The sequence below is a fragment of the Pseudomonas sp. TH37 genome, from assembly GCF_016650735.1.
GTDB lineage: Bacteria > Pseudomonadota > Gammaproteobacteria > Pseudomonadales > Pseudomonadaceae > Aquipseudomonas > Aquipseudomonas farris.
In genome coordinates this window covers 449,478-475,989 of record NZ_JAEKFD010000001.1, presented here as the reverse complement: position 1 = coordinate 475,989, position 26,512 = coordinate 449,478, and the positions used below count along the sequence as shown (strand labels likewise).

At 59.1% G+C, this 26,512-nt stretch carries 29 protein-coding genes; 11 read left to right on the top strand and 18 right to left on the bottom strand.

What is annotated here, in order from left to right; all coding sequences use genetic code 11:
- Window positions 1-4: 4 nt before the first annotated feature.
- On the top strand, window positions 5-820 hold the full coding sequence (locus tag JFU11_RS02265) for a UDP-2,3-diacylglucosamine diphosphatase (protein WP_201059610.1): 816 nt from the start codon (window positions 5-7) through the stop codon (window positions 818-820).
- Between the two features lie 120 nt (window positions 821-940).
- Here the strand turns inward: JFU11_RS02265 and JFU11_RS02260 are convergent, their stop codons facing one another.
- The 3 genes from JFU11_RS02260 to JFU11_RS02250 all read right to left on the bottom strand — a co-directional run bounded on the left by JFU11_RS02260 (window position 941) and on the right by JFU11_RS02250 (window position 3,140).
- Window positions 941-1,888, bottom strand: coding sequence for a transposase (locus tag JFU11_RS02260; protein WP_201059608.1), 948 nt, complete (start codon window positions 1,886-1,888; stop codon window positions 941-943).
- Window positions 1,889-2,138: 250 nt separating this feature from the next.
- The gene (locus JFU11_RS02255; RefSeq protein WP_201059606.1) at window positions 2,139-2,729 is read right to left on the bottom strand and encodes a hypothetical protein; all 591 of its coding nucleotides are present in this window, start codon (window positions 2,727-2,729) and stop codon (window positions 2,139-2,141) included.
- Between the two features lie 99 nt (window positions 2,730-2,828).
- Window positions 2,829-3,140, bottom strand: coding sequence for a DUF962 domain-containing protein (locus tag JFU11_RS02250; protein ID WP_052966758.1), 312 nt, complete (start codon window positions 3,138-3,140; stop codon window positions 2,829-2,831).
- Window positions 3,141-3,298: 158 nt separating this feature from the next.
- On the opposite strand from JFU11_RS02250, the gene JFU11_RS02245 reads away from it, so the two are divergent.
- Window positions 3,299-4,360, top strand: coding sequence for an AraC family transcriptional regulator (locus JFU11_RS02245; protein WP_201059604.1), 1,062 nt, complete (start codon window positions 3,299-3,301; stop codon window positions 4,358-4,360).
- Here JFU11_RS02245 and JFU11_RS02240 read toward each other — a convergent pair.
- Window positions 4,317-5,771, bottom strand: coding sequence for a TrkH family potassium uptake protein (locus JFU11_RS02240; RefSeq protein ID WP_052966756.1), 1,455 nt, complete (start codon window positions 5,769-5,771; stop codon window positions 4,317-4,319). The genes JFU11_RS02245 and JFU11_RS02240 overlap by 44 nt on opposite strands.
- Window positions 5,772-5,892: 121 nt before the next feature.
- Here JFU11_RS02240 and JFU11_RS02235 point away from each other — a divergent pair, with 121 nt between their 5' ends.
- Window positions 5,893-6,459, top strand: coding sequence for an NAD(P)H nitroreductase (locus JFU11_RS02235; protein WP_123720656.1), 567 nt, complete (start codon window positions 5,893-5,895; stop codon window positions 6,457-6,459).
- Window positions 6,460-6,571: 112 nt separating this feature from the next.
- On the opposite strand, the gene JFU11_RS02230 is transcribed toward JFU11_RS02235, so the two are convergent.
- The 6 genes from JFU11_RS02230 to JFU11_RS02205 form a co-directional block, all read right to left on the bottom strand.
- On the bottom strand, window positions 6,572-7,912 hold the full coding sequence (locus tag JFU11_RS02230) for a HAMP domain-containing sensor histidine kinase (protein ID WP_123720657.1): 1,341 nt from the start codon (window positions 7,910-7,912) through the stop codon (window positions 6,572-6,574).
- Window positions 7,913-8,087: 175 nt separating this feature from the next.
- Complete coding sequence (locus JFU11_RS02225) at window positions 8,088-8,537, bottom strand: Spy/CpxP family protein refolding chaperone (RefSeq protein ID WP_123720658.1); 450 nt, start codon at window positions 8,535-8,537, stop codon at window positions 8,088-8,090.
- A gap of 297 nt (window positions 8,538-8,834) precedes the next feature.
- Window positions 8,835-9,512: a response regulator transcription factor gene (locus JFU11_RS02220; protein ID WP_008010984.1), complete on the bottom strand. Its 678-nt coding sequence runs from the start codon at window positions 9,510-9,512 to the stop codon at window positions 8,835-8,837.
- Window positions 9,513-9,519: 7 nt separating this feature from the next.
- Window positions 9,520-9,933 (bottom strand): translation initiation factor 2, encoded by a 414-nt coding sequence (locus JFU11_RS02215; RefSeq protein ID WP_123720659.1) that lies wholly within the window; start codon window positions 9,931-9,933, stop codon window positions 9,520-9,522.
- Between the two features lie 110 nt (window positions 9,934-10,043).
- The gene (locus JFU11_RS02210; RefSeq protein ID WP_008156126.1) at window positions 10,044-10,343 is read right to left on the bottom strand and encodes a YciI family protein; all 300 of its coding nucleotides are present in this window, start codon (window positions 10,341-10,343) and stop codon (window positions 10,044-10,046) included.
- A gap of 1 nt (window position 10,344) precedes the next feature.
- Window positions 10,345-10,941: a septation protein A gene (locus JFU11_RS02205; RefSeq protein ID WP_008010987.1), complete on the bottom strand. Its 597-nt coding sequence runs from the start codon at window positions 10,939-10,941 to the stop codon at window positions 10,345-10,347.
- Between the two features lie 87 nt (window positions 10,942-11,028).
- Here JFU11_RS02205 and JFU11_RS02200 point away from each other — a divergent pair, with 87 nt between their 5' ends.
- The 5 genes from JFU11_RS02200 (at window position 11,029) to rluB (ending at window position 15,910) form a co-directional block, all read left to right on the top strand.
- The gene (locus JFU11_RS02200; protein ID WP_201059602.1) at window positions 11,029-11,892 is read left to right on the top strand and encodes a PHP domain-containing protein; all 864 of its coding nucleotides are present in this window, start codon (window positions 11,029-11,031) and stop codon (window positions 11,890-11,892) included.
- Between the two features lie 13 nt (window positions 11,893-11,905).
- Window positions 11,906-12,535, top strand: coding sequence for an L-threonylcarbamoyladenylate synthase (locus JFU11_RS02195; RefSeq protein ID WP_123721235.1), 630 nt, complete (start codon window positions 11,906-11,908; stop codon window positions 12,533-12,535).
- 60 nt (window positions 12,536-12,595) lie between these two features.
- Window positions 12,596-13,354, top strand: coding sequence for a ScpA family protein (locus JFU11_RS02190; protein ID WP_177319506.1), 759 nt, complete (start codon window positions 12,596-12,598; stop codon window positions 13,352-13,354).
- Window positions 13,355-13,365: 11 nt separating this feature from the next.
- Window positions 13,366-14,358: an SMC-Scp complex subunit ScpB gene (gene scpB / locus JFU11_RS02185; RefSeq protein ID WP_201059600.1), complete on the top strand. Its 993-nt coding sequence runs from the start codon at window positions 13,366-13,368 to the stop codon at window positions 14,356-14,358.
- Window positions 14,359-14,644: 286 nt separating this feature from the next.
- Window positions 14,645-15,910, top strand: coding sequence for a 23S rRNA pseudouridine(2605) synthase RluB (gene rluB, locus JFU11_RS02180; RefSeq protein ID WP_123360728.1), 1,266 nt, complete (start codon window positions 14,645-14,647; stop codon window positions 15,908-15,910).
- Window positions 15,911-16,143: 233 nt separating this feature from the next.
- On the opposite strand, the gene JFU11_RS02175 is transcribed toward rluB, so the two are convergent.
- Both JFU11_RS02175 and JFU11_RS02170 read right to left on the bottom strand, forming a co-directional pair.
- Window positions 16,144-17,109: a leucyl aminopeptidase gene (locus tag JFU11_RS02175; protein WP_123720663.1), complete on the bottom strand. Its 966-nt coding sequence runs from the start codon at window positions 17,107-17,109 to the stop codon at window positions 16,144-16,146.
- 67 nt (window positions 17,110-17,176) lie between these two features.
- Window positions 17,177-17,314, bottom strand: coding sequence for a hypothetical protein (locus JFU11_RS02170; protein ID WP_038979531.1), 138 nt, complete (start codon window positions 17,312-17,314; stop codon window positions 17,177-17,179).
- Between the two features lie 965 nt (window positions 17,315-18,279).
- On the opposite strand from JFU11_RS02170, the gene JFU11_RS02165 reads away from it, so the two are divergent.
- Entirely contained in the window at window positions 18,280-19,701 is a 1,422-nt protein-coding gene (locus JFU11_RS02165; protein WP_201059598.1) for an amino acid permease, read from the top strand.
- A gap of 136 nt (window positions 19,702-19,837) precedes the next feature.
- Window positions 19,838-20,251, top strand: coding sequence for an alternative ribosome rescue aminoacyl-tRNA hydrolase ArfB (gene arfB, locus JFU11_RS02160; RefSeq protein WP_008010994.1), 414 nt, complete (start codon window positions 19,838-19,840; stop codon window positions 20,249-20,251).
- On the opposite strand, the gene JFU11_RS02155 is transcribed toward arfB, so the two are convergent.
- The 6 genes from JFU11_RS02155 to phhA all read right to left on the bottom strand — a co-directional run bounded on the left by JFU11_RS02155 (window position 20,248) and on the right by phhA (window position 24,601).
- Window positions 20,248-21,447 (bottom strand): MFS transporter, encoded by a 1,200-nt coding sequence (locus tag JFU11_RS02155; protein WP_123720664.1) that lies wholly within the window; start codon window positions 21,445-21,447, stop codon window positions 20,248-20,250. The genes arfB and JFU11_RS02155 overlap by 4 nt on opposite strands.
- Before the next feature lie 103 nt (window positions 21,448-21,550).
- On the bottom strand, window positions 21,551-21,745 hold the full coding sequence (locus JFU11_RS02150; protein ID WP_201059596.1) for a hypothetical protein: 195 nt from the start codon (window positions 21,743-21,745) through the stop codon (window positions 21,551-21,553).
- Window positions 21,746-21,819: 74 nt separating this feature from the next.
- Complete coding sequence (locus JFU11_RS28260) at window positions 21,820-21,951, bottom strand: hypothetical protein (RefSeq protein WP_274610032.1); 132 nt, start codon at window positions 21,949-21,951, stop codon at window positions 21,820-21,822.
- A gap of 210 nt (window positions 21,952-22,161) precedes the next feature.
- On the bottom strand, window positions 22,162-23,358 hold the full coding sequence (locus JFU11_RS02145; protein WP_201121231.1) for an amino acid aminotransferase: 1,197 nt from the start codon (window positions 23,356-23,358) through the stop codon (window positions 22,162-22,164).
- The gene (locus tag JFU11_RS02140) at window positions 23,355-23,711 is read right to left on the bottom strand and encodes a 4a-hydroxytetrahydrobiopterin dehydratase (RefSeq protein WP_010457024.1); all 357 of its coding nucleotides are present in this window, start codon (window positions 23,709-23,711) and stop codon (window positions 23,355-23,357) included. Before JFU11_RS02140 ends, JFU11_RS02145 begins: the two co-directional genes overlap by 4 nt.
- A gap of 104 nt (window positions 23,712-23,815) precedes the next feature.
- Entirely contained in the window at window positions 23,816-24,601 is a 786-nt protein-coding gene (gene phhA, locus JFU11_RS02135; RefSeq protein WP_123360248.1) for a phenylalanine 4-monooxygenase, read from the bottom strand.
- A 281-nt stretch (window positions 24,602-24,882) separates the two neighbouring features.
- On the opposite strand from phhA, the gene JFU11_RS02130 reads away from it, so the two are divergent.
- Window positions 24,883-26,442, top strand: coding sequence for a sigma-54-dependent transcriptional regulator (locus JFU11_RS02130; RefSeq protein ID WP_123720667.1), 1,560 nt, complete (start codon window positions 24,883-24,885; stop codon window positions 26,440-26,442).
- Window positions 26,443-26,512 lie beyond the last annotated feature (70 nt).

Genomic DNA, 26,512 nt, shown 5'->3' with positions numbered 1-26,512 from the left:
GCCCATGACCAGCGCCGAGCTCGCCAAACCCAGCCGTAAGCAACGTGTGCGGACCTTGTGGATTTCCGATGTGCATTTGGGCACCCGGGACTGCCAGGCCGAACACCTGTCGCAATTTCTCAAGGGCTACCATGCGGACAAGGTTTACCTGGTCGGCGACATCATCGACGGCTGGAAACTGCGCAGTGGCATGTATTGGCCCCAGGCGCATACCAATGTAATCCGTCGCCTGCTGACCATGAGCAAGCGCGGCACGGAAGTGATCTACGTCACCGGCAACCATGACGAATTCCTGCGCCGTTATTCGAAGCTGATTTTGGGCAATATCCAGTTGGTGGACGAAGCGGTGCACGTGACCGCCGATGGCCGTCATCTGCTGGTGATTCATGGCGACCAGTTCGACGTGATTACCCGCTACCACCGCTGGCTGGCGTTTCTTGGCGATTCGGCCTACGAATTCACCCTGACGCTCAACCGCTGGCTCAACCATTGGCGTGCCCGTTATGGCTACGGCTACTGGTCGCTGTCGGCGTACCTCAAACACAAGGTCAAGACCGCCGTCAGTTTCATCAGCGATTTTGAAGACGCCATCGCCCACGAATGCGTCAAGCGCGAGTTGCACGGGGTGGTGTGCGGGCACATTCACCATGCCGAGATTCGCAAGGTCGGCGAGGTGGATTACCTCAATTGCGGGGATTGGGTGGAGTCGTGCACGGCGCTGATCGAGCATTGGGATGGGTCGATCGAGTTGTATCGGTTGGCCGATGCCCAAGCGCGGGAGGCCGAGGTGAAGGCGGTTAAGGTCGCGGAGTCGGCTTAAAACACAGGTGTATTGGCCGACCCCATCGCGGGCAAGCCCGCTCCCGCAGGATTGTGGTGGTGCACAACTTTTTGAACACTGCAAAAACCTGTGGGAGATTCTATGGTTGAGGGGAAGCCCTCAACTGGCTTTTGGTTGGTATTCGCTCTGCCCCTTCAGTAGAGCGAATACGATCCGAGCAAGCTTGCGAGCCAGTATCACCAGCGCCTGAGTGGTGCTGAAGCCTCGAGCTCTTTGCTCTTCGTAAAAGCCTTTCCAGGCTGACGTACGGCTGGCCGACATGGCTGCGTTGTGCAGAAGCCGGCGGGCTTCCGGGTCACCTCGCTTAGTCAAACTCCGGCGACCGTCTTTTTGTCCTGACTTCGACACTCGCAAATCCATCCCCAGAAAGGCGATAAACGCATCCGCGCTTCTGAACTCGCCCCTCTGAAACGTCGTAAGCAAACGGGCTCCGGTCAGAAATCCAATGCCTTCAACTTTCAGGCAACGCTTCAACTGACCGAGCAAACCGGCTTCTTTCAGACGATCGTTAATCGTCTTTTCGACCAGCGTTTCAAGCTTTTGCATGGACTTCACTTGCTCGGCGAAAGCAGATTTCAGCAGCGGCTCATTCGCCCAGCTTTGCACCAGACCGACCCGCGCCTGAACCAAGGCTGCGCGACGACGAAAAAGGCTCAAGAGCTGGCGGTACAGCGGTGATGGCGGGGTCCAAGGGTGAAGATCATCACCTTCGTTCTTCAGATAGCGAGCGAGCAGTCGGGCATCCAGCGCATCGGTTTTGGCGCGGATATTCACCCCTTTGCGGTAATGGCTGAGTTCATAGCCACCCACCATGTAAATCACGCAGCCGGCCTCATAGGCCAGATCGGCGAACTCCAGGTGATAGATATTGGTCGACTCAATGGCTACAGCGACGGCCCCCGACAAGGCCTTCAACCATTGCTTGATGGCTGTTTTGTTGTTGGGGATCTCTTCAAGCAGGTCAAGTTCGGCGTGATAGATCACCAGTTCGTTCTTAGCGACATCCACGCCTACGATCGGCTTTGTGACAGAAACCGGCATTGCCATTGGATTTCCTCCGGGATATGGTTTTGAGCACTTGAAGGGCTCACCCAGAGGCGCAGGCTTGTTCCTATCGTCGGTCTAGCCAGATGCATTCTTTATCGGCGCTTGGGTGAAAGGAGGAGGGGCGAAATCTCCCACGGATCTGTACTGCGCTAACAGTCAGAATCGGGCTTTGTCCCTCCTCCTCCCTTCAAGTCCTACCATACAAGCGGGCTTGCCCTCGATGGATCGCGAAGCGGTCCCCTGAGACCTGTCAGGCCGGCGCGTGCTCTTCCATCGCCGCCTTGTAAATCGAGTTCTTCGGCTGCGCAAACAGCTGTTCCACCATCGGTTCGAAGAAGCTCAACGGCAGCGTGTCGTACGCCGGATCAAACGCCGCCGCATCGTACCGGGCGCAAAATTCGATGGTCGGCTGATACTGCGGATGACTGCTGAATTGCTCGCGCAAATGCCGGTCCATGCCCAGGTGATGAAAGAAGTAATACCCTTGGAAAATCCCGTGCTTCTCCACCATCCACAGGTTCTCGGCGCTGACGAACGGCTTGAGGATCGCCGCCGCGATGTCCGGGTGATTGTAGGAGCCCAGTGTGTCGCCGATGTCATGGAGCAGGGCGCAGACCACGTATTCTTCGTCGCGACCATCGCGCCAGGCGCGGCTGGCGGTTTGCAGGGAGTGGGTCAGGCGATCCACCGGGAAACCGCCAAAATCCCCCTCCAGTAACTTCAGGTGCGCCACGATCCGTTTGGGCAATTGCCGGGCATAGGCGCTGAAATCTGCGGCGATGATCGCCCAGTCTTCCTGCGTCCCGTCCTGCATATGGGTAAAACGGGCATGGACATTCATCGGCTATCCTCTTGTTCTGATCGAAAGGGATGTATTGAGTGTAGGACTTGGATCCAAGGCTGCATTGGCTGCTCAAAACGCTTTTGTGGCCAATGGAGCCTAGAACGCCACGCGACCCAGAATCATGTCGCGGTACATGACGAAGTCGCCGAGCAGGCTGTAAAGAGGATGCTGAAAGGTGGCAGGACGATTCTTCTCGAAGAAGAAATGCCCGACCCAGGCGAAGCTGTAACCGGCCAGCGGCAGGGCCAGCAACATCCACCACGCGCCGTTGCCGATGGTCAGCGCCAGAATGAAAATAACCAGAGAGGTGCCGACAAAGTGCAATCGTCGACAGGTGCTGTTGCGATGTTCGCTGAGGTAATACGGGTAAAACTCAGCGAAATTGTTGAAGCGTTTGATGTTTTCCACGACTGCGATCTCTGTGGTGGCTGTTCACGCGACAAGTTGTTCTGCGGGTAGCTTATTTAAGTCTAGAGTGATCATTGGTATCAGCCAGTGACAATAGGCGCCACTTTACTATCCTTGGGTCTTGGGTCGTGGCATGCGGCCATCACGTAGTAAACGCCATGAGCGAACGAACGACTTCTGCAAGCTGGGCGATGGGGATTGTCAAAGCACTGGAAATGGACGGCCTGGATTGCCGGGTTCTGTTCAAGCAGCTAGGGCTCGACTATGCGGCACTGGATGATCCGGATGCGCGCTTCCCCCAAGATTCCATGACGCGGCTCTGGCAGCGCGCGGTCGAGCAGTCCGGTAACCCGGCGATCGGCCTGAATATGGGCAAGGTGGTGCGACCGGCGTCCTTTCATGTCACCGGTTATGCCTTGATGTCCAGCCAGTCCCTGGCTGAAGGCTTTCAACGTCTGGTGCGTTATCAGCGAATCATCGCCGAAAGTGCCGACTTGAGTTTCCGATTGCTGGATGAGGGTTATGCGCTGATTCTGACGGTCCATGGCGATCACCTGCCGCCGACCCGGCAGAGTGCCGAAGCATCATTGGCCTGCGCCCTGGCACTCTGCGGCTGGCTGACCGGCCGCACGCTCCAGCCGCGCAAGGTCTTGCTGCAAGGCGATGACCCCGTTGATCTTGAACCCTATAAACAAGCCTTCCATGCCCCGTTGATGTTCAACGCGCCCTACGACGCCTTGATCTTCGAGCGCGTCGACATGGAGGCACCGCTGCCCACCGCCAACGAGGCCATGGCGCGGTTGCACGACCGGTTTGCCGGCGAGTATCTGGCGCGGTTTTCCGAGAGCCGCGTGACCCACAAGGCACGGCAGGTGTTATGCCGTCTGCTGCCCCAGGGCGAACCCAAGCGCGATGCTGTGGCCCAGACGCTGCACTTGTCGCAACGCACCTTGCAGCGTCGCTTGCAGGAAGAGGGCACGAGTTTTCAGACGTTGCTGGATGACACCCGACGTGAACTGGCCGAGCAATACCTGGCGCAACCGAACATGACCTTGCTGGAAATTGCCTACCTGCTGGGGTTTGCCGATCCGAGCAACTTCTTCCGCGCCTTCCGCCGCTGGTTCGATTCCACTCCCGGCGAATACCGGACGCGGCTGATGGAAGCGTCCCTGCCGATCAGTGACGCCAGAACGCCGGGATACACAGAACAAACACCGTAATGATCTCCAGCCGGCCCAGCAGCATGCCGAACGAGAGAATCCATTTCGCGGCATCCGGCAGGCTGGCGAAGTTACCCGCCGGGCCAATCGTTTCGCCAAGCCCCGGGCCTACGCCAGACACCGTGGCGGCCGCGCCGGTAAGCGCGGTCATCCAGTCCACGCCCAGTAGCGACAGCAGCAACGCGATGACGCAAATGGTGATGGCGAAGAAAAACGAAAAGGTCAGGATCGAGCGCACGATCTCTTCGTCGAGACGGTGGCCGTTGTACTTCTGCTTGATCACCGCACGCGGGTGAATCAACTGGTTAAGGTTGGCCTTGAGCAGAATGTAGGCAACCTGAAAACGGAAAATCTTGATCCCGCCGGCGGTCGAACCCGAGCAGCCGCCAACAAACCCCAGATAAAAGAACAGCATCAGTGAGAAGTTGCCCCAGAGGCTGTAGTCCCCCAGTGCAAAACCGGTGGTGGTCACTACCGACGTCACGTTCAGCGCCACATGCCGCAAGGCTTCCAGCCAATGCAGCTGAGTAGTCCACCAGTACCAGGTGCCGAGCACCAGCCAGGTCACCAGCAACATGCCAAGCAGGCCTTGAACCTGTTCATCCTTGATCAAAGCCCGACGGTTACCACGCAACGTGGCGACATACAGGGTGAACGGCAGGGCACCGAGAATCATGATGACGACGGCGACCCAATGCACCGCAGGTTCCGGCCACTTGGCGAGGGACTGGTCGGAGGTGGAGAAACCGCCGGTGGAAATCGCCGACATCGCGTGATTGATGGCATCAAACGGGCTCATTCCAGCCCACCAGAACGCCAGGCTGCCGAGAATGGTGATGCCGACGTAGGCCGCAACGATCAAACGCGCCACCATGTGCGAACGGGGCATGACCTTTTCGGAACGGTCCGACGACTCGGTCTGAAACAGCCGCATGCCACCGATGCGCAGCAGTGGCAGAATCGCTACCGCCATGCCGATAAAGCCGATGCCACCGATCCAGTGCAGCAATGAACGCCACATCAGGATGCCGGGAGACATGTTGTCCAGGCCATTGAGCACCGTCGCACCGGTGGCGGTGATGCCGGACATGCTTTCGAAGAACGAGTCGGTGTAGCTGATGTGCTGTGTCAGCAGGAACGGCAGGGCGGCGAAGATGCACACCACCAGCCAGCTGCTGACGGTCAGCAGGTACATGTCTCGCGGGCGCAGATGGATGTGCTCGGGGCGCCCCGGTATCACCAGGGCCAGGCCGGCGACGAAGGTGATCATGCTCGCCCAGAGGAACGACGGCAGGTCGCTGGTGCGTTCGAAGATCACCAGGGTGGCCATGGGCACGACCATGGCGATGGCCAGCGTGATCAGGAAGATGCCGATGATGAAACCAATGATCCGTAAGGTCGGCAACGCCATGAAGTCCGCTCGGGTTGATAGTAAGAAGGGCGCCATTCTACCTGCGAGGCAGGGCATGTAAACCGGCAGCCCGGGCGGGTTCTCGCTAGAATAGCCAAACATTTTCTACAGGAGGTGGCCGATGCAGGCTCTCGACGCTTTGCTCAACCGTGTTTCCGTCCCACGACTGCTCGATCCGGCGCCCACTGCCGAGCAACGGGAAGTGTTGTTTGCCGCCGCGATGCGCGCGCCAGACCATGGCCACTTGCAGCCTTGGCGCTTCCTGACAGTCGAAGGCGCGGCGCGCGAGCAAATGGGCGAGTTGCTGGCCGAAGCCGCGAAGCTGCAAGACAGTGATGTGTCCGAGGCCTTGCTGGACAAGGCGCGCAACGGTCCGTTGCGTGCGCCGCTGGTGGTTGTGGTGATTGCGCGTTTGCAGGAGCACGACAAGTATCCCAAGTCCGAGCAACTATTGGCGGCCGGTTGTGCAGCTCACGGGATTTTGCTGGCGGCCTATGCGCAAGGCATTGGCGCGGTGTGGCGCACCGGTGAGCTGGCTTATTCGGCGCATGTGGCTAAAGGTTTGGGGCTGGCGGAAGGGGAAGAGGTGATTGCGTTTCTTTACCTTGGCACGCCGCAGAAAGAACCGCGTGTGGCGGAGAAGGTTGATTTGACCGAGTTCGTTAGCGCCTGGCCCGGTAAGGCCTGAATATCAAAAGATCGCAGCCTCGTTTCACTCGACAGCTCCTACAGATGTACGCATATCCCTGTAGGAGCTGTCGAGTGAAACGAGGCTGCGATCTTTTGCATCACCACCGAATTTACGGCTGCACCACCGCCCCCGGCACCAACGGCAATTCCAGGCTGGCAATAAACCCGCCCTGCGGATGATTGGCCAGCACCAGACTGCCGCCATGCCGCTCCGCCGCACGGCGCGCGATGGCCAGCCCCAGGCCATGCCCGGCCGCTGTCTGCCCCGGTGCTCGATAGAACGGTTCAGCCAACTGATTCAAATGCTCGGCCTCTACGCCGGGGCCGTGGTCGCGCACGCTGACCACAATCCTGTCGCCCTGACGCAACGCCTGCATTTCGATCGGTTGACCGACCGGGTTAAAGCGCTGGGCATTACGCAGCAGGTTGTCCACGGCGCGCTCGATCATGGTCGGCCAGCCTTTGAGGTTCAGTTGCGGCTCGGCCTCAAGGCGCACGTTCTGCTCGGGCGAGCCCAGCTGAGCATCTTTTTGCAGGGTATTGAGCAGCGCGTTGAGATCGACTTCTTCAGCACTGGCGTTATCGGCGTCGACGCGTGCCAGTACCAGAATTTCGCTGATCAGCGCTTCCAGTCGATCGCATTCACGGGTCAGGCGTGGCCAGAGTTTTTCCCGCTCCTCAGGATTGGCCCGCTCGGCCAGCGCCAAGGCAATGCGCAGTCGGGCCAAGGGTGAGCGCAACTCGTGAGACACGTCCCGCAATAATTGCCGCTGGCTGCCGATCAGGCTTTGCAGGCGCGCGCCCATGCGGTTGAAGTCGTTGGCCAGCACGCCGAACTCATCGCGGCGGTTGGCCAGTTGAGCCAGGCTGTTCTGTTGATACGTCGTCTGCCCCAAGTCATGCACGGCGCTTCGTAAACGGCTCAGCGGTCGGGTGATGGAAAAGGTCACCAACAGGCTGAACAGGGTCAGCACCACCAACGCGATACCCAGCGCACTCAACGGCCAGAGCAGGCTTTCACGGTGCCAGGCGTCCAGTTCCGGGTGCGGAATGCGGTAGATCAGCAGGTAGGTGTCGCCAGTCTTGGCGCTGGTGTATTCATCGGTCAGACGCCGCCACGGCAGGCGCCGATCGTCATTGTTCTGTCGGGCTTCGAAGGCCGCCGCCCGCCGCGGGAAGGTGCCGCGTACCACCGGGTCACCGGTTTCGTTGAGCACCTGAACGTCGATGTGATACTGGCGCTTGCGCTGCTCCAGAATGTCCTGGGCGGCTTCTTCTCCCTGGCTTTCGTAGGTTTGCGTCCACTGTTCGGGCAGGTTGTTAAGGCCCGGGTGGCGACTGAGAATCCACGCGTCCTGGTTGAGCATGTGCCCGAGCAGAATGGAGAGCCCTGCAACCAGAGCGATGGCCAGCCAGAAGCTGGCCAGGATACGCCAGAACAATGAGCGCACAGAAAATCCTCAAACAAACGCAATCCATGTGGGAACGGGCTTGCTCGCGAAGGCTGTGTGCCAGACAGCACTGATACCGTCTGACACGCCGTCTTCGCGAGCAAGCCCGCTCCCACATTAAATCGAGTGGCAACAGACCCAACGGGGTTTAGCCGTTGGGTCCAGGGTTAGCGCATTATTGCGCTTTTTGCGCTTGCTGCGCTTTCCAGGCCTTGAACTCGGCCCATTCGGCGCGACGCTCAGCCTTTTTCTTCTGGATCTCGTCGAATTGCTTCTGTTGATCCGGTTTCAGCAGTGCGCGAACGTCGGTTTCGGCTTTCTTGTGCTTGGCCGCCATCTCGTCTTTCAGGGCTTTCTGATCGGCTGGCGAGAGTTTTTCCAGGTACTTGTCGACCAATTGCTGACGCTCATGCATCTGCTCGCCCATGATCTTGCGGATTTGCTCGCGCTGTTCGCGGCTCAGGTCCAGCTGGCTGTAAGGGCCTTTACCGTGCATGCCGTGCATCTGACCGCCGTGGCGTGAGCCGTCCATGTGGTCACCCATCGGACCTGCGCCTTCAGGCATGGCCATGGCAACGGTCGGCAGGGCGGCAGCAAACATCAGAGCGATAAGAGTCTTGCGCATGGTGTATCTCCTTGTCTCATTCCCGGTACGTTCCGGATGAGTACAGATTACGGAGATCAAGGTCAGCGGCGGTCAGCGGAGCGTAAAGCTTGGGTAAAGACGATTCTCTACCTTGCTGACAAACACAAGCCTCGTAGCAGCTGTCGAGCCTGCGAGGCTGCGTTCGGCGGCGAAGCCGTCGTGAAAATCATTCACTCGGTGTTCCAGTTGAACTGCGCCGACAGGATTTACGACTGCTCCGCAGCCGAACGCAGCCTCGCTGGGGCTCGACAGCTGCTACAAAGGATCGCGTCAGTTTCATAGGCTGTAGTAGTAACCGCGACTGCGCAGGGCAACGATGCGTGGGCGGCCGTCGGGGTGCGGGCCGATTTTTTTGCGCAGGTTGCTCACGTGCATATCCAGGCTGCGGTCGTACAGGGTCAGTTTGCGACCGAGGGCGATTTGCGCCAGTTCCTGTTTATCCAGCGGTTCACCGGGCTGCTTGAGCAGGGCTTCGAGCAGACGGCTTTCGGAGACGGTGAGGGTGAATTCCTGTTCATCGATGCTGACCACGCCACGCACCGGGCTGAAGCACAAATCGCCCAATTCGAGCTGGCTGGAGACGGCCGTCGGATGACTGCGGCGCAACACCGCGCGCAGGCGGGCTGTCAGTTCCCGTGGGTCGCACGGTTTGGCCAGGTAATCATCGGCACCGAGTTCCAGGCCGAGAATGCGGTCCAGCGGTTCGCCACGAGCCGAAAGCATCAGCACCGGCAAATCCGGATGGTCACTGCGCAGTTGTTTGAGCAGTTCCAGGCCGCTGCCATCCGGCAGCATCACGTCCAGCACCACGGCCGCGGGGGACGTTTCAGCCAGTGCGCGACGAGCACTCTGGCCGTCGTGGCAGGCACGGACCTGAAAGCCTTCCTGGCTCAGCCAACTACTCAGGAGCTCACACAGCTCCTGGTCATCATCAATTAATAACAGCTCGCTCATGACTCACTCAATTTAGCCATTGCCGACGTTTTCTGGTTGCACCACTGGCGAAGATACCGCAGAGCAGGGCCGATAGCGCTACTGCGGCACCGATAACGAACCATTGCTGCTGATCTGTCAGCAGGCGTGGCAGCGGGCTGCTGGCTTGGGCTTCCTTGAGTTGCAGCTTCAGGCGCTGATTCTCTTGGCGCAACCGGCTCAGCTGGGCGCTTTCGCGTTCGCTATCGGCATTTTGCAGTTGTTTGCTCAATTCTTCTCGTTGCTGTTCGCTTGCCTTCAAGCGCTGCTGCAACTCGGTGATCTGGCTGCCGGCGCTCAAGGACAGCGGCGTCGAACTACCGCCATTGGCGCTTTCTTCACCATGGGCGGGCGCCATGATCGACAACGTCACCAACATCAGACACAACGGACCTTTGCGCATCGCAACTCCTGATTCCAATACGAGTATTGGGCAGGTTGTCGGCCGGTAAACAAGAATAATGAGCGATTGAACGCGCGATGAGCCGACAAGGCTCATCGCGCGGGAGGGCTTTACGGCAGGACTTGCTTGAACGGCTTGACCGAAACGTTGGCGTAGACGCCTGCGGCAATGTACGGATCGGCGTCGGCCCAGGCCTGTGCGGCGCTCAGCGAATCGAATTCGGCGACGATCAGGCTGCCGGTGAAACCCGCAGCGCCCGGATCATTGCTGTCGACCGCCGGGTGCGGGCCGGCCAGTACGATACGACCTTCGCCTTTAAGCACTTGCAGGCGCTCAAGGTGCGCAGGCCGTGCGGCCAGGCGGGCTTCCAGGGAGTTGGCGACGTCTGTGGCAATGATTGCGTAAAGCATGTCAGTCCTCGGTTTTTGGCGTTGTGGTGTCGGCATCGTGCAGGTGGCGGGACAGGTAAATGCCCTGGGCGACCAGGAACAGCAACGTCATGCCCAGGCTGCCGAAGACTTTGAAGTCGACCCAGTAGCTCTGGAACGTGAACGCAACGAACAGGTTGGCGGCGCCGCAAAACAGGAAAAAGCCGATCCAGGCGATGTTCAGACGGGTCCAGACCGGCTCCGGCAGAGTCAGTGCGTGGCCCATGATGCGTTTGATCAACAGTTGATCACCGATGAAGTGGCTGCCGATGAACCCGAGGGCGAACAGCCAGTTGACCACCGGGGCTTTCCATTTCAGGAAGGTCTCGCTGTGGAACGCCAGGGTCAGGCTACCGAAGACCAGGCAGGCGATGAGGGTCAGCCACTGGCTCTTCTCCAGCTTGCGCTGCTTGATGAACAGCGTGCCGTAAACCACCAGGGAGCTGATGATCAGCACTGCGGTGGCGCTGTAAATACCACCGACAGACAGTTGATAACCGCCGATGTCGACGATCCGTGGATCGATCTTGAAGACGATGAAAAACAGCAGAAGCGGGATGAAGTCGATGAATTGTTTCACAGTGGCAGCCAGAAGCAGGATGTGGCGGCATAATAACAAACATATTGACGCGCGATAGCGTCAGCTGATTTGAGGTTACACAGTCCTGTGAATGTTGATTTGCACTGCCATAGCACGGCTTCCGATGGCGCCCTGGCGCCTGCGGTACTGGTTGCGCGTGCGTTCGAGAAAGGCGTGCGAGTCCTGGCCTTGACCGATCACGACACCCTTGAAGGCCTTGAAGAGGCCCGTAGCGCCGCGACGGCGCTGGGGATGCAACTGGTTAATGGCGTCGAATTGTCCTGCACCTGGGGCGGGGCGACCATTCACGTTTTGGGCTACGGTTTCGACGTCAATGCGGCGCCGTTGGTCGAGGCCATCGCAAAATTGCACGATGGCCGCTGGCTACGGTCCGAAGAAATAAGCCGCAAGTTGGCGTTGAAAGGCATGCCGGGGGCGCTTGACGGCGCCCGGGCCATTCAACAGGAGCTGGGCGACAGCGGTAATGCGCCGGCCCGCCCGCATTTTGCCGACTGGATGGTGCGCGAAGGTTTCGTCAAGGATCGCGCCGAAGCGTTCCGCAAATGGCTGGGCGCCGGCAAACTGGGCGACGTCAAACAACACTGGCCGACCCTGGAGGACACCGTCGAAACCCTGCGCGCCGCGGGTGCCTGGGTCAGCCTGGCGCATCCCTGGCACTACGATTTCACTCGTAGCAAGCGTCGTCGCCTGATTGCCGACTATATTCAAGCAGGGGGCCACGCGATAGAAGTGGTCAATGGCCATCAACCCGCCGAACAGGTGGGCAGCCTGGCGATTCTAGCCCGCGAGTTTGGTCTGCTGGTCAGCGCCGGCAGTGATTTTCATGGCCCTGGAGGCTGGTCCGAGATCGGTGAGTACCGCCCGCTCCCGGAGGATCTGCCACCACTGTGGTGTCGATTCAAACATGACCCAATTATTGCCGCCGTCTGAACAGGTAGAGAATGTGAGTCAATTTTTCCAGATTCATCCGGAAAACCCGCAACCGCGCCTGATCAAACAGGCTGTCGAGATCATCCGCAACGGCGGGGTGGTGATTTATCCCACAGACTCTTCCTACGCCATTGGTTGCCAGATCGGCGATAAAAACGCCGTGGAGCGCGTGCGCCGGCTGCGTCAGCTGGATGAGAAGCACAACTTCGCGCTGATTTGCAGCGACCTGTCGCAGTTGGGGCTGTTTGCCAAGATCGATACCGGCACCTTCCGTGTGCTCAAGGCTCACTTGCCTGGCCCTTACACCTTCATTCTCAACGCCACCCGCGAAGTCCCGCGGCTGTTGCTGCACCCGAAAAAACGCACCATCGGCCTGCGTGTGCCAAGCCATCCGATTGCCCTGGCATTGCTGGAAGAACTCGGCGAGCCGCTGATGAGCGTGACCCTGATCATGCCTGGCGACACCGATCCGTTGAGCGATCCTTACGAAATGCGCCAGTTGCTCGAGCATCAGGTCGACCTGATCATCGACGGCGGTTTCGGTGGGATCAAGGCATCCACCGTGATCAGCCTCGCCGACGGCGAACCGGAAGTCATCCGCGTCGGTTGCGGCGACCCTACGCCTTTCATGGCCGAGGCCTAGATGTCTGCAGTAGAACCCGTCGACAGCCAGGCCGGCGCCCAACAAGAACTGCCTTTCGCCATGGTCTATGGCCAGGCGGTCATGGAAATGCCGCTGGACCTGTACATCCCGCCGGATGCGCTCGAGGTATTCCTTGAGGCCTTCGAAGGCCCGCTCGACTTGCTGCTGTACCTGATCCGCAAACAGAACATCAACATCCTCGACATCCCGGTGGCGGAAATCACCCGTCAGTACATGGGCTATGTCGAGTTGATGCAGTCGGTGCGCCTGGAGCTGGCCGCCGAGTACCTGGTGATGGCCGCGATGCTGGCCGAGATCAAGTCGCGGATGCTGTTGCCCCGTGCCGAAACGATTGAAGACGAAGAGGACGATCCTCGCGCCGAGCTGATTCGCCGCTTGCAGGAGTACGAACGCTTCAAGGCTGCTGCCGAAGGCATCGATGGCCTGAGCCGCGTCGGCCGCGACGTGGTGGTGCCCAAGCTCGATGCCCCGGAAGCCCGGGCGCGCAAACTGTTGCCGGATGTGAGCCTGGGAGAGTTGCTGATGTCCATGGCCGAGGTCCTGCGCCGTGGCGACATGTTCGAAAGTCACCAGGTCAGCCGTGAAGCGCTGTCCACCCGCGAGCGCATGAGCGATGTGCTGGAACGGCTCAAGGGCGGCGGTTTTGTGCCGTTTGTCGAGCTGTTCACCGCTGAAGAAGGGCGCCTGGGGGTGGTGGTGACCTTTATGGCGATCCTCGAACTGGTCAAGGAATCCTTGGTCGAGCTGGTGCAGAATGAGCCGTTCGCGGCGATCCATGTCCGGGCCCGAGCCGAATAACGAGTTGAATCATGAACCTGACTGAACCCCGCGAGCTGGCGCCACTGCTTGAAGCCTTTCTGTTGGCCTCGGGAAAACCGCAATCGCTTGAACGCCTGTTCGAACTCTTCGAAGAAGGCGAGCGGCCCGAGCCACCTGTTTTCAAGAAAGCGCTGACGATTCTGGCCAAATCCTGCGATGGCCGTGCTTTCGAGTTGAAGGAAGTCGCCTCCGGGTATCGCCTGCAGATCCGCGAAAAGTTCGCGCCATGGGTAGGACGTTTGTGGGAAGAGCGGCCGCAACGCTATTCCCGCGCCATGCTCGAAACCATGGCGCTGATCGCCTATCGCCAGCCGATCACCCGGGGCGAGATCGAAGACGTGCGCGGCGTGGCAGTCAACAGCCACATCGTGAAAACCCTGTTGGAACGGGAGTGGATCCGCATCGTCGGTTACCGCGACGTACCCGGCAAACCCGCGATGTTCGCCACCACCAAGGCGTTTCTCGACCACTTCAACCTGAAAAACCTCGACGACCTGCCGCCGCTCGCCGAACTGCGTGAGCTGGAACCTGATCCTGTCCTCGATTTCGACGACGCGCCGGTTCCACAAGGCTTGCAGGAACTGGCCGACGCCAGCGCTGAACCGGAGGAACCCAAGGAAGAAACCAGTTTTCACACACTGTTGCTGGAACTGGACACCATGGAAGAGGGGCTCAAGACCGATTTCGATGATTTGCTGCGGGATGGGGCGGTGACCGAGGGCGAAGGGGAATTGGCAGAACCCGAGCCTGAAATCGAAGTTGAACCTCAGGTTGACGCTGAAGCTGAAGCTGAAGCCGAAGCCGAAGTCGAACCAGAACAGGAAGATGACATTCTTGGCGTTGCCGAAGCTCGCGAAAAGCTCCTGGCCGCTGTCGCCGCTCTCGAACAGTCGAAACCCGAGCCCGAGCTGACCGACGAAGAAGCCGAAGCCAAGGCCCTCGCCGAAGCGATCGAAGCTGAGCGCCGTCAGTTCGAAGATTGACCCAAATCCTGCGGGCAACAGGAATCCCTGTGGGAGCGGGCTGTGTTGACTGGAGTATTTGATGAGTCTGCAAATTCATCGACGACTGCAGTCGAAATTGGTGCCACCGGTCGGCGGAAAATCAAGTAAGTCTTCATTGATCAGCTAGTCTCTGATGCGCGAACGTCTCCATGAGCGTATGATTCGCGACCCTTCGGCGATCGCTTCGCCCAAGTTCTTCAAAAAGTACCCAGATTTACATCGCTTCAGGCAAAAGCCTGAACAGACCACACCGGGAGGTGCCCAGATGAGTATCAATGACCAGAAAGACGACCAGGAAATCGGCCCTGCAGGCGAAAAACTGCAAAAAGTCCTCGCCCGTATCGGCGTCGGCTCGCGCCGTGACGTAGAAGCCTGGATCAGCCATGGCCGCATCAAGGTCAATGGCAAAGACGCCACCCTCGGCCAGCGCGTCGACCTGCATGACGCCATCACCATCGATGGCCGGGTGATCAAGCGCGAAGAAGCCGCCGAGTCGGTACGCCGCGTGATCATGTACAACAAACCCGACGGTGAAATCTGCACCCGTAACGACCCGGAAGGTCGTCCGACCGTGTTCGACAAGATGCCGCGCCCGAAAGAAGGTCGCTGGATCAACATCGGTCGTCTGGACATCAACACCACCGGTTTGCTGATGTTCACCACCGACGGTGAATTGGCCAACCGCCTGATGCACCCATCCTACGAAATGGACCGTGAATACGCGGTACGTGTACGTGGCGAAGTCGACGACGAGATGATTGAACGCCTGAAGGCAGGCGTGGTGCTCGAAGACGGCCCGGCCAAGTTCACCGACATCAAACAGGCTCCGGGTGGCGAAGGTTTCAACCACTGGTACCACTGCGTGGTGATGGAAGGTCGTAACCGCGAAGTCCGTCGTCTGTGGGAATCCCAAGGGCTGGTGGTCAGCCGCCTGAAGCGCGTGCGTTTCGGTCCGGTGTTCCTCAACTCCGACCTGCCGATGGGCCGCTGGCGCGAAATGAGCCAGTACGAAGTCGACATTCTCAGTGCTGAAGTCGGCCTGACCCCGGTGGCGATGCCGCAAATGAACGCCAAGAGCAAAGACAAGCTTGAGCGTATGCAGCGCAAATCGTCCCGTCCGGTGGGCAAGACCGAACGCGTGCGTACCTTGCGTCCAGCCGCCGGTGCGACCGCTGCCAGCCCGCGCGAATCCCGCGAACCACAGATCGAAGGCGAACGTCCGGCCCGCAAGCCAGCACCACGTCAGGACGGCGAGCGCGGTCCACGTACGCCGCGTCCGGCTAACGGTCGCACTGAGCGCGGTGAAGGCCGTGGTGCTCCGTCCGGTGGTCGTAGCGATCGCGGCGCGCCTGCCGGTCGTGGTACGCCCGTGGCAGACCGCCCGGCTGATACCAAGCGCCCGGCCAAGCCAGCGCCGAAGAAACGCCCAGGCATCGTGCTGGTCGACCGTGACGCGCCATCGGGCAAACGCCGCGGCGCGCCAGCCGGTTCCGGCCAGCGTCCGGGCTTTGGTCGTCGCAAGCCTGAGTAATCGGTAAGCGCTGCATGAAAAACGCCATCCCTCTGGATGGCGTTTTTTTTTGGCTGGCAAACCGGTTTTCAGAAAGCAGATAAATCTGTGGCGAGGGAGCTTGCTCCCGCTGGGTCGCGAAGCGGCCCCAGAAATATTCACCTCGTTATGTCTGGTAAACCGCGTCGGCAGGTTTTGCGGCTGCTGCGCAGCCGAGCGGGAGCAAGCTCCCTCGCCACAGGGGTAGGTGTTGTTTAAAACACAAACCGTCCATCAAACAGCGGGTCATCATCCAGCGCCAACACGCCACTGGAGAAAATCAGGTCCAAATGATGGCTACCCTTGGCGCCACCGCCCAGCCCAAGGTGCAAGCCGCAATGGCGCTCCTCGAACCCGGCATTGCGCGCATACAAATCTTTCACGCCTTCGTTGGTGCCGATCCCCAGCTCCTCGATTCGCCGATTGGACGGATTGGCGTCCAGGTACTTGTTGAAGTCATGTTCCAGCCCCGGCACGTCGGTGGCGATTTTGCTGATGGTGGAGTTTTCGATCCACAACTCCAGTGGTGACGCCAATACGCCGTACTTGCGGGCAAACGGAATCGTGCTGAGGAAAGTCCCCATAAACTTTACCCGCCCATTAATGGCCTCGCTATGAGTAGCGATCTCGCCGGGCGCCAGGTCGAAGTTGCCGATACCGTTGATGTCGGTCCACTTCTTGATACTGCTCAAAGGTGTTTCGAACCACGACCCATGATCATCTTTGAAGCTCAGGGTGGTGGCGTGGGACATGCGCTGGATCAAATGGCTGTTCAACCCGGCAATTCGCTGCGGGGTGACACTGAAGGTGTCGTAGAAGTAATCGCCGTAATCTTTGAACAGCAAGGACTTCTTCCAGTTCTCCGCCATCACGCCTTGCAGCGCGCGGACAAACTCCGGGCCATCGGGACGCGGGTTGGGCAGGGTGGAAGAGTCGTAGAAGAAAATGTACAGATCGCTGTCGGCAATCGCCTGGGTCAACAATTCGGTGGGTTCGAGGTCCAGGCGCATCGCGCTGAAGCTGAACCGTGGGCTGTTACCGGCCTGTTCGGCGATGGCGCCGGTCAGTGCCTCGTAATCAGCGGTATGGCCGAGCAAGACCTTCGCCGGATTGATACCGGCAACGGCAGGGTGATGTTCGAGGTAGTAAAGGAAATGCGAGATGGCGCGTTGCTTATCCATGTAGTCCTCCCTGACAAACCGAGAAAGTGGCAGGCACGACCGGCCGGATCGTGCCTGCCGGGATGTCTTACAGAGGCCACATCGCCGTGCCGAACGGAACAACCGCGTCGGCTTGCATCATTTCGACGGCGGCATCATGGGTCGGTGCTTCAAACCAATCGTCCAGTTGCAGTTCAGTGTCCAAGTCTTTGTCCAGTGCTTGCATGGTCTCAATCTCCTAGATGATTTCTTCGGTAAGAACAGCTTCGGTAAGAACACTTTTGATAAGAGCAGTGGCGTGCTTTTCACTCGTTGAAGAGCGCGTCAACGTGCCGGTCGATGCGGCTCGGCAAGTCGCTGAAAACCTAGTTCACAGGTTTTTAAAATGCAAAAAAATAGTTAAACAATTTTCATTTGAACTATTTATTCCATTTTTCGAAAGCCCATTTTCTTAATAAAAAACAGAAAACTAAGCAGGGAATTTCCTTAGGAAGCTTCCTATCGTCAATTTACAGTCAGCGGGCCTTTTGATCTGATTTGGAAAATTTACGTTACGCCTTGTCAATAAAACCTTACGGAAAGTGCTCTCAAACCCCGTGGAATGCCGCGAGGGAAAGGTCTGTAAGGAAAACCTTCCGCCAGCCGCCGGGTTTGTAGTCTTCAAGGGCTCTGGCACGCTTGTTTCAGCAGCGTATGAAGGGTGAGATGCGCCCCATGCCTGTCGTGCAGGTGCATAACAAGAAGGAGGCGCAATGAACGCCGTGACTCATCTCCATCTCTCCCCTGTGGGGCGATTTTTCCGTTGCCCCTATCGATGACCTGCAAAGGTCTGACTCAATTTTTGCAGTCGCCCGAGACCCTCGAGGCGGACACAGGCAATCCCGGCAACCGACGCGCTGATCCAGCGGTGTCTGGCAGCAGGGGGTTACAGGTGTACAATGCGCCGCGTTTTAACTGTGACCCTCTGCGCAACAGCGCAAACCTCAAGGCTATCCGCCTTGTTCACTCCGCCGCGTCACGAGCGTGTCGGGTTCGATTTCGTCACAGATAAAAACAAACAGGTGACGCATGACTGTCGTAAAAACGCTGAACTCCTGGTGCCTGCGCTGGGGTTTGATCGGCGCTGCTTGAAATCGCAACCGAGCAGCAACGTCTACTGAACATCATCAAACCTTGCGTGAGACCCTTTTCATGAGTGGACAAAACTCGCATTCAGGCGAGCTGAAACGCGGCCTGAAAAATCGCCATATTCAACTGATCGCCCTCGGTGGCGCGATCGGTACCGGGTTGTTCCTCGGCTCGGCCGGCGTGCTCAAATCCGCCGGCCCGTCGATGATTCTCGGCTACGCCATTTGCGGCTTCATCGCTTTCATGATCATGCGCCAGCTGGGCGAAATGATCGTTGAAGAGCCGGTCGCCGGTTCCTTCAGTCACTTCGCCCACAAATACTGGGGCGGTTTCGCCGGCTTCCTGTCGGGCTGGAACTGCTGGATTCTGTACATCCTGGTGGGCATGTCCGAGCTGACTGCGGTCGGCAAATACATCCATTACTGGGCGCCGGACATCCCGACCTGGGTATCGGCAGCCGGATTCTTCGTATTGATCAACCTGATCAACCTGGCCAACGTCAAAGTTTTCGGTGAGGCCGAGTTCTGGTTCGCGATCATCAAGGTTGTGGCGATTGTCGGCATGATCGCCCTGGGCAGCTACTTGCTGGTCAGCGGCAACGGCGGCCCGCAAGCTTCTGTGACCAACCTGTGGGAACACGGCGGCTTCTTCCCGAATGGTGTTAGCGGTCTGGTGATGGCCATGGCGATCATCATGTTCTCCTTCGGCGGCCTGGAAATGCTCGGTTTCACCGCAGCCGAAGCCGACAAGCCGAAAACCGTGATCCCGAAAGCCATCAATCAGGTGATCTACCGGATCCTGATTTTCTACATCGGTGCGCTGGTGGTCCTGCTGTCGCTGACGCCGTGGGACAGTCTGTTGGCAACCCTGAATGCTTCCGGCGACGCTTATAGCGGTAGCCCGTTCGTGCAAGTGTTCTCGATGCTCGGCAGCAACACCGCCGCGCACATCCTCAACTTCGTGGTCCTGACCGCGGCGCTGTCGGTGTACAACAGCGGCACCTACTGCAACAGCCGCATGCTGCTGGGCATGGCCGAGCAGGGCGATGCGCCGAAGGCCCTGTCGAAGATCGACAAGCGTGGTGTGCCAGTGCGTTCGATCCTGGCGTCGGCCGCTGTGACGTTGATCGCGGTGTTGCTGAACTACCTGATCCCGCAAAACGCGCTGGAACTGTTGATGTCGCTGGTGGTTGCCACCCTGGTGATCAACTGGGCGATGATCAGCTTCTCGCACTTCAAGTTCCGTCAGCACATGAACAAGACCAAACAGACGCCGTTGTTCAAGGCTCTGTGGTTCCCGTACGGCAACTATGTTTGCCTGGCGTTCGTGGTGTTCATCCTCGGCGTGATGTTGCTGATCCCGGGCATCCAGATCTCGGTGTACGCGATTCCGGTGTGGGTCGCGTTCATGTGGGTCTGCTACGGCATCAAGAACAAGCGTCGTGACCGGCATGCATTGCAGGCTGCAGGTTCCGCTGCCAAGTAAGTGCAAAACGCAGAAACAACAAACCCGGCCATGTGCCGGGTTTGTCATTTATGGGTTCCATACAACATCCTGTGGGGGCCGCATTCCTTCTGTCTATTCGCGGTATCCTGCTTGTTCTGAATACGGACTTTTTTCCATGCTGGTGATTTCCAACAACGTGCATCTGCCGGATGCCGAGATCGAATTGACGGCCATTCGCGCCCAGGGCGCCGGTGGGCAGAACGTCAACAAGGTCTCCAGCGCCGTGCACCTGCGCTTCGACATTCCGGCCTCGTCCTTGCCCGAGTTCTACAAGGAACGGCTGCTGGCGCTGCGCGACAGCCGCATCACCAGCGAAGGCGTGTTGATCATCAAGGCCCAGCAATACCGCACGCAGGAAGCCAATCGCGCCGATGCGCTGGAGCGGTTGACCGAGTTGATCCTCAGCGCCACCAAGGTTGAAAAGAAACGCCGTCCGACCAAGCCGACCCTCGGTTCGAAGAAGCGTCGGCTCGAATCCAAGACCAAGCGCGGCAGCATCAAGGCTGGACGCGGCAAGGTGGATTTCTAGCGGGTGTTGCGTTCCTCCCTGTACTTTGGCGCCTGCCGGTACAAGTAAACGCTCAGTGCCAGGCCACTCAGAGCAGCCAATGCGGCAAACAGGAAGATCGAGGCAAACCCGAATCCAGCCGCAATCGCACCCGCCAGCGGACCGGTAATCCCCAGCGACAAGTCGATAAACAGTGAATACGCCCCAACCGCCGCGCCACGGCTGGAGGCGGGTACCAGGTTGACCGCTTCCACGCCCAGCGCCGGGAACACCAACGAAAAGCCGAAACCGCTCAGCGCCGCGCCGGCCAGTGCCCAGTGTGCATCGGGTGCCAGCCACAGCAGCAACAACCCAAGGGTTTCCACTGACAGGCAGGCAATCGCTACGCGAAAGCCGCCGAGGCGGTTGATCAGGTTACCGAACAGCAATCGCGCACCGATAAAACTGGCGCCGAACAGGCTCAGGCACAGCACCGCGTTGGACCAGTGCTGAGTGGCGTAGTACAGGGTGATGAATGTGGCGATGGTGCCAAAGCCGATGGAGCCCAAGGCCAGACCACAACCGTGAGGAAACACCCGCCCCAGCACGTGCATGAACGGCAGGCGTTCGCCGACAACGATCGGTGCAGCGGTTTTTGGCCAGGCCAGCGCCAGGCCCAGAACGGCCAGCAGCACGATGCTCACGCCCATGCTCCATAAACCCAACTGACTCACCAGCAGCACCCCCAGCGGCGCGCCGACCGCCAGCGCGCCGTAACTGGCGATGCCGTTCCAGGAGATGACTTTGGCGGTATTCGCCGCGCCGACCCGGCCGATGCCCCAGCCGATCGACCCGGAACCGACCAGGCTTTCTGCGCTGCCGAGTACCAGTCGGCCGATCAACAGGCTGATCAGGCTCAACATCGGCAGGCTTTGCGTCCAGGCCGAAATCAACATGAACACACCGCTCAAACCACAGCCGGCGAGGCCGTACATCACCGCCAGCTTGCTGCCCTTGTTATCGATGATGCGCCCGGCGTAAGGGCGGCTGAGCAGGGTGGCCAGGTATTGCACGCTGATCACCAGCCCGGCGATCACGGCGCCGAAACCGAGATCGCTGTGGACATAGCCCGGCAATACGGCCAGGGGAATGCCGATATTCAGGTAACCGATGAACGTGAACAGGACGATGGAAACGACTTGCAGCGTGACCGCCATGGGGCGCTGGGTTTCTGGCATGGGTAAAGATCCACGGGGCAGCAGGATAGATAGGCTGCTTATGATAGCGGCGCGGACGGTCGCGGGGCGTGGAAAAGTAAAACTATTTGCCGGACGGGGATAATCAGGATTTTGCGGGGGCAACCAATTGCGTCGTGACCAGGGCGGCCAGGGCGTTTTCTTCGCTGCCGAAGCGGGCCAGCAGGGTGGCTTGTTTCTCGGGGGAAAGGCGGTTCCAGATCTCGATCATCTTCTCGGCGGTGCCGATCAGGACGCTGGCCTGAGCTTCGTTGAAGGTGACGCTGGATTCATCGGTCATGGGAAAGCTCAAGGTTCAGGCGGTGTGGAAAGCGCATATTAGCGCTTTCCACACGGTCTGGTCGTGCAGGTGTATCAGTCTTCGCTGTCGGCCTGGCGGCGTTTAGGTGCTTCTTTCGTCTCGGGCTGTTGGGCACCGGCTTGTTGCGTGGTTGTCTGCTCAGTTTCGTGCAGGCTTGGGAAGGGGAGATTAGGGATCTCGTGCATGTCGCGCTCCTCGCTAAGTCTGTTGATAGATCTGGTAGATCCGCGCTTTTAAAAAAGCCTGCGCAGGATACAGCAGGAGAAATGACAAATAGACTTTTATATCCAATTGTTGCGACGGATGGGATTGTCTAGACAGGTCTGTGTAGGAGCTGGCGGAGCCTGCGATTGATCGTTCCCACGCGGAGCGTAGGAACGATCGGTGGGAGAGGGTTACTTACAGACGTCAGCGATAGCTTCGGCCAGCAAATCCAGACGCGTAGCGTCGATCCCGGCAACGTTAGCCCGGCCCGAGCTGACCATGTACACGCTGTGATGCTCGCGCAGTTGCTTGACCTGTTCCGGCGACAAACCGGTGTAGGAAAACATCCCGCGTTGCACACCAATGTGCGCAAAGCGCTCGCGCAAGCCATGGGGTTCAAGCGCTTCGACCAGACCGCTGCGTAACTGGGCGATACGTAAACGCATGGCTTCCACTTCGTCGGCCCAGCGGCTTTTCAGCTCTGGATCGCCGAGGATGGTCGCGACCACGGCGGCGCCATGATCCGGTGGCGTCGACCACAGGTTACGGGCGATGTTGGCCAGTTGGCTGCGGATGTCCACCAGCTTGTCGGCGGTTTTCGCGCAGACAATCAATGCGCCGGTGCGGTCGCGGTACAGGCCGAAGTTCTTCGAGCAGGAACTGGTGATCAGCACTTCCGGCAACTCGGCGGCGAACAGCCGGGTCGACCAGGCATCTTGCTCCAGGCCGTCGCCAAAGCCCTGATAGGCGAAGTCGATCAGTGGCAGCAAATCGCGACTGCGCACCACGTCCAGCACTCGACGCCAATCGTCATGGGACAGATCGAAACCGGTCGGGTTGTGGCAGCAGGCATGCAGCAGCACCACATCGCCCTTGGGGGCTTCATTGAGCACCGCCAGCATCGCTTCCACATCGAGACGGTTATCGCTGCCCACGTACGGGTAATGACTGACCTTGACCCCGGCCGCCGCGAAGATGGTTTCGTGGATCGGCCAGGTCGGGTTGCTCAACCACACGCCACGGCCCGGCAGGCACTGGGCGATGAAGTCGGCGCTCAAACGCAGCGCACCAGTGCCGCCCGGCGTTTGAGTGGCGCCGGCCCGTTGTTCGGTGATCAGTGCCGAATCAGCGCCAAGCACCAATTCGTTGATGACCTTGCCGAACGCCACATTGCCGTGGCCGCCGATGTAGGTCTTGGTGGATTGACGCTCCACCAGGTGCTGCTCGGCGAGCTTCACCGCCTCGGGGATTGGCGTCAGGCCCTGGGCGTCTTTATAGACACCCACGCCGAGGTCGAATTTGCGCGGGTTAGGGTCCAGCGCATAGGCCTCCATCAGGCCGAGAATCGGGTCGCCAGGTACTCGACCGATGGCGTCGAAATGCATTATTTGCGGCCCTCGGCGTTTTTGGCCACTTCGTCGGTGCGCGCGGCCATGATGAAATCGTTGCGGTGCAGGCCTTTGATGGAGTGGCTCCACCAGGTCACGGTGACTTTGCCCCATTCGGTCAGCAGGCCTGGGTGGTGACCTTCGGCCTCGGAGATTTCACCGACGGCGTTGGTGAACGCCAGCGCGTGTTTGAAATTCTTGAACAGGAAAACTTTTTCCAGCTGCATCACGCTGTCGCGGACTTCGATATTCCAGTCGGGGATCTGCTTGATCAGGATCGGCAATTCTTCGTCGCTGACTTGAGGGGCGTCGGCGCGGCAGGCTTCGCAATGGGCTTGGTTTAATGTGGACATGATGGGTTCCTGAAATCGAATTATTGGAAATCGGCCGTCAGTGTCACCACGCTAAACCAAAGCGGTGGTTCCTGACAGACTCACTTGATTCTAAAAGCTGCGGATCACGCAGCCTTTGGCGGAAATTTCGGCGTGTGCAACCCCAACTGCATACCTTGCTTGACCATGCCCATGATGTCTTCGTGGGCCAGATCGAACAGGCGCTTGAGGTTGGGCAGGACAAAGTACAGCGGTTGCAGAATGTCGATGCGGTACGGCGTGCGCATGCATTCCAGCGGGTCGAACGCCTGATGCTCCGGCTCGTCCGACAGGCAGTAAACGGTTTCTTTTGGCGAAGACAGAATGCCGCCACCGTAGATGCGCAGGCCTTGTGGGGTGTCGACCAGACCGAACTCGATAGTCATCCAGTACAGGCGCGCCAGATACACGCGTTCTTCCTTGGAAGCCTGTAGGCCAAGTTTGCCGTAGGTGTGGGTGAATTCGGCGAACCAGGGGTTGGTCAGCAGCGGACAGTGGCCAAAGATCTCGTGGAAAATGTCCGGCTCTTGCAGGTAATCCAGCTCTTCGCGGGTACGAATAAAGGTCGCCACCGGAAACTGCTTGTTCGCCAGCAACTCGAAAAAGGTCTGGAAGGGAATCAGCGCGGGGACTCGGGCAACCTGCCAACCGGTGGTTTCACCGAGGACCTTGTTGATTTCACCGAGTTGCGGAATGCGGTCGTGGGGCAGACCGAGTTTTTCGATACCGTCCAGGTATTCCTGGCACGCACGGCCCTCGACCACTTTCAATTGGCGAGTGATCAGCGTGTTCCACACCGCGTGTTCTTCGGCGGGGTAGTCGATAAAACCTTGCGCATCGGGCTCGCGAGCCACGTATTGCGTCTGCTTCATGCTGCTCTCCTGCTAGGGGATTCGTTCTTGTTGTGTGTACAGCTATAGACCTAGAAATACCCCAAGGAGTGCGGTGTTGCAGCAGGTGATCCGCGGTGAGAGTAGGAAAAATCTCGGCTTTTCGTAAAGTATTCGTTACGGATTGGTCGCTATGGCGCAAGTATTGATATTTGCGGGTTTGAAATGGCTCACAGGTGTCACATAATCTTGACGACTAACTTGGTGCCCCCGCAGAAAATTTCTCGCGCCGGGCCTCGATCACCGCTGTTACGGGCCTTTATATGCGTATCAAAGTTCACTGCCAGAACCGCATCGGTATCCTGCGCGACATTCTCAACCTGCTGGTCGAGTACGGGATCAACGTCGCCCGCGGCGAAGTGGGCGGTGAGCACGGCAACGCGATCTATCTGCACTGCCCGAACCTGATCAACATTCAGTTCCAGGCGTTGCGTCCGAAGTTCGAGGCGATTGGCGGGGTATTCGGCGTCAAGCGCGTAGGGCTGATGCCCAGCGAGCGTCGGCATATGGAACTCAATGCCTTGCTCGGTGCCCTGGAGTTTCCGGTGCTGTCGATCGACATGGGTGGCTCCATCGTCGCGGCCAACCGTGCAGCGGCGCAGTTGCTCGGAGTGCGGGTGGACGAGGTGCCGGGGATTCCACTGTCGCGGTACGCCGAAGATTTCGATTTGCCGGAGCTGGTGCGCGCCAACAAGTCGCGGATCAACGGCTTGCGGGTGAAGGTTAAGGGTGACGTGTTTCTCGCCGACATCGCGCCGCTGCAATCGGAGCATGACGAAAGCGAGGCCATGGCCGGTGCGGTGTTGACGCTGCACCGGGCGGACCGGGTAGGCGAGCGCATCTATAACGTGCGCAAGCAGGAGCTGCGCGGCTTCGACAGCATTTTCCAGAGCTCGAAAGTAATGGCGGCAGTGGTACGCGAAGCGCGGCGCATGGCACCGCTGGATGCGCCGCTATTGATAGAAGGCGAAACCGGCACCGGCAAAGAGCTGTTGGCGCGGGCCTGTCACCTGGCGAGCCCGCGTGGGCAATCACCGCTGATGGCGCTCAACTGCGCCGGTCTGCCGGAGTCCATGGCCGAGACCGAACTGTTCGGCTACGGCCCCGGTGCCTTCGAAGGAGCGCGGGCCGAAGGCAAGCTCGGGTTGTTGGAGCTGACGGCGGGCGGTACGTTGTTCCTCGATGGCGTCGGTGAAATGAGCCCGCGCTTGCAGGTGAAATTGCTGCGCTTTCTGCAGGACGGTTGCTTCCGTCGTGTAGGCAGTGATGAAGAGGTCTATCTGGATGTGCGGGTGATCTGCGCGACTCAAGTGGACTTGTCCGAGCTGTGCGCTCGCGGTGAGTTTCGCCAGGATTTGTACCACCGCTTGAACGTGCTTTCGTTGCACATCCCGCCGTTGCGCGAATGCCTCGACGGGTTGGCGCCGCTGGTGGAGCACTTCCTCGATCAGGCCAGTCGGCAGATCGGTTGCCCGTTGCCGAAACTGGCGCCGGCGGCGATGGAGCGGCTCAGTCACTATCACTGGCCGGGTAATGTGCGGCAGTTGGAAAACGTACTGTTCCAGGCGGTTTCCCTGTGCGACGGCGGCACCGTCAAAGCCGAGCACATTCGTCTGCCAGACTACGGCGTGCGTCAGCCGCTTGGCGATTTTTCCCTTGAGGGCGGCTTGGACGAGATTGTCGGGCGCTTTGAAAAGGCGGTGCTGGAACGTTTGTATTCCGAGCATCCGAGCAGTCGGCAACTGGGCAAGCGGTTGGGGGTTTCGCATACGACCATTGCCAATAAGTTGCGTGAGTACGAAGTCGGTAAAGAGCCGGGCTAAACAGCTTTTGTGGCGAGGGAGCTTGCTCCCGCTGGGCTGCGTAGCAGCCCCCTGCAATCTTTCGGAACCA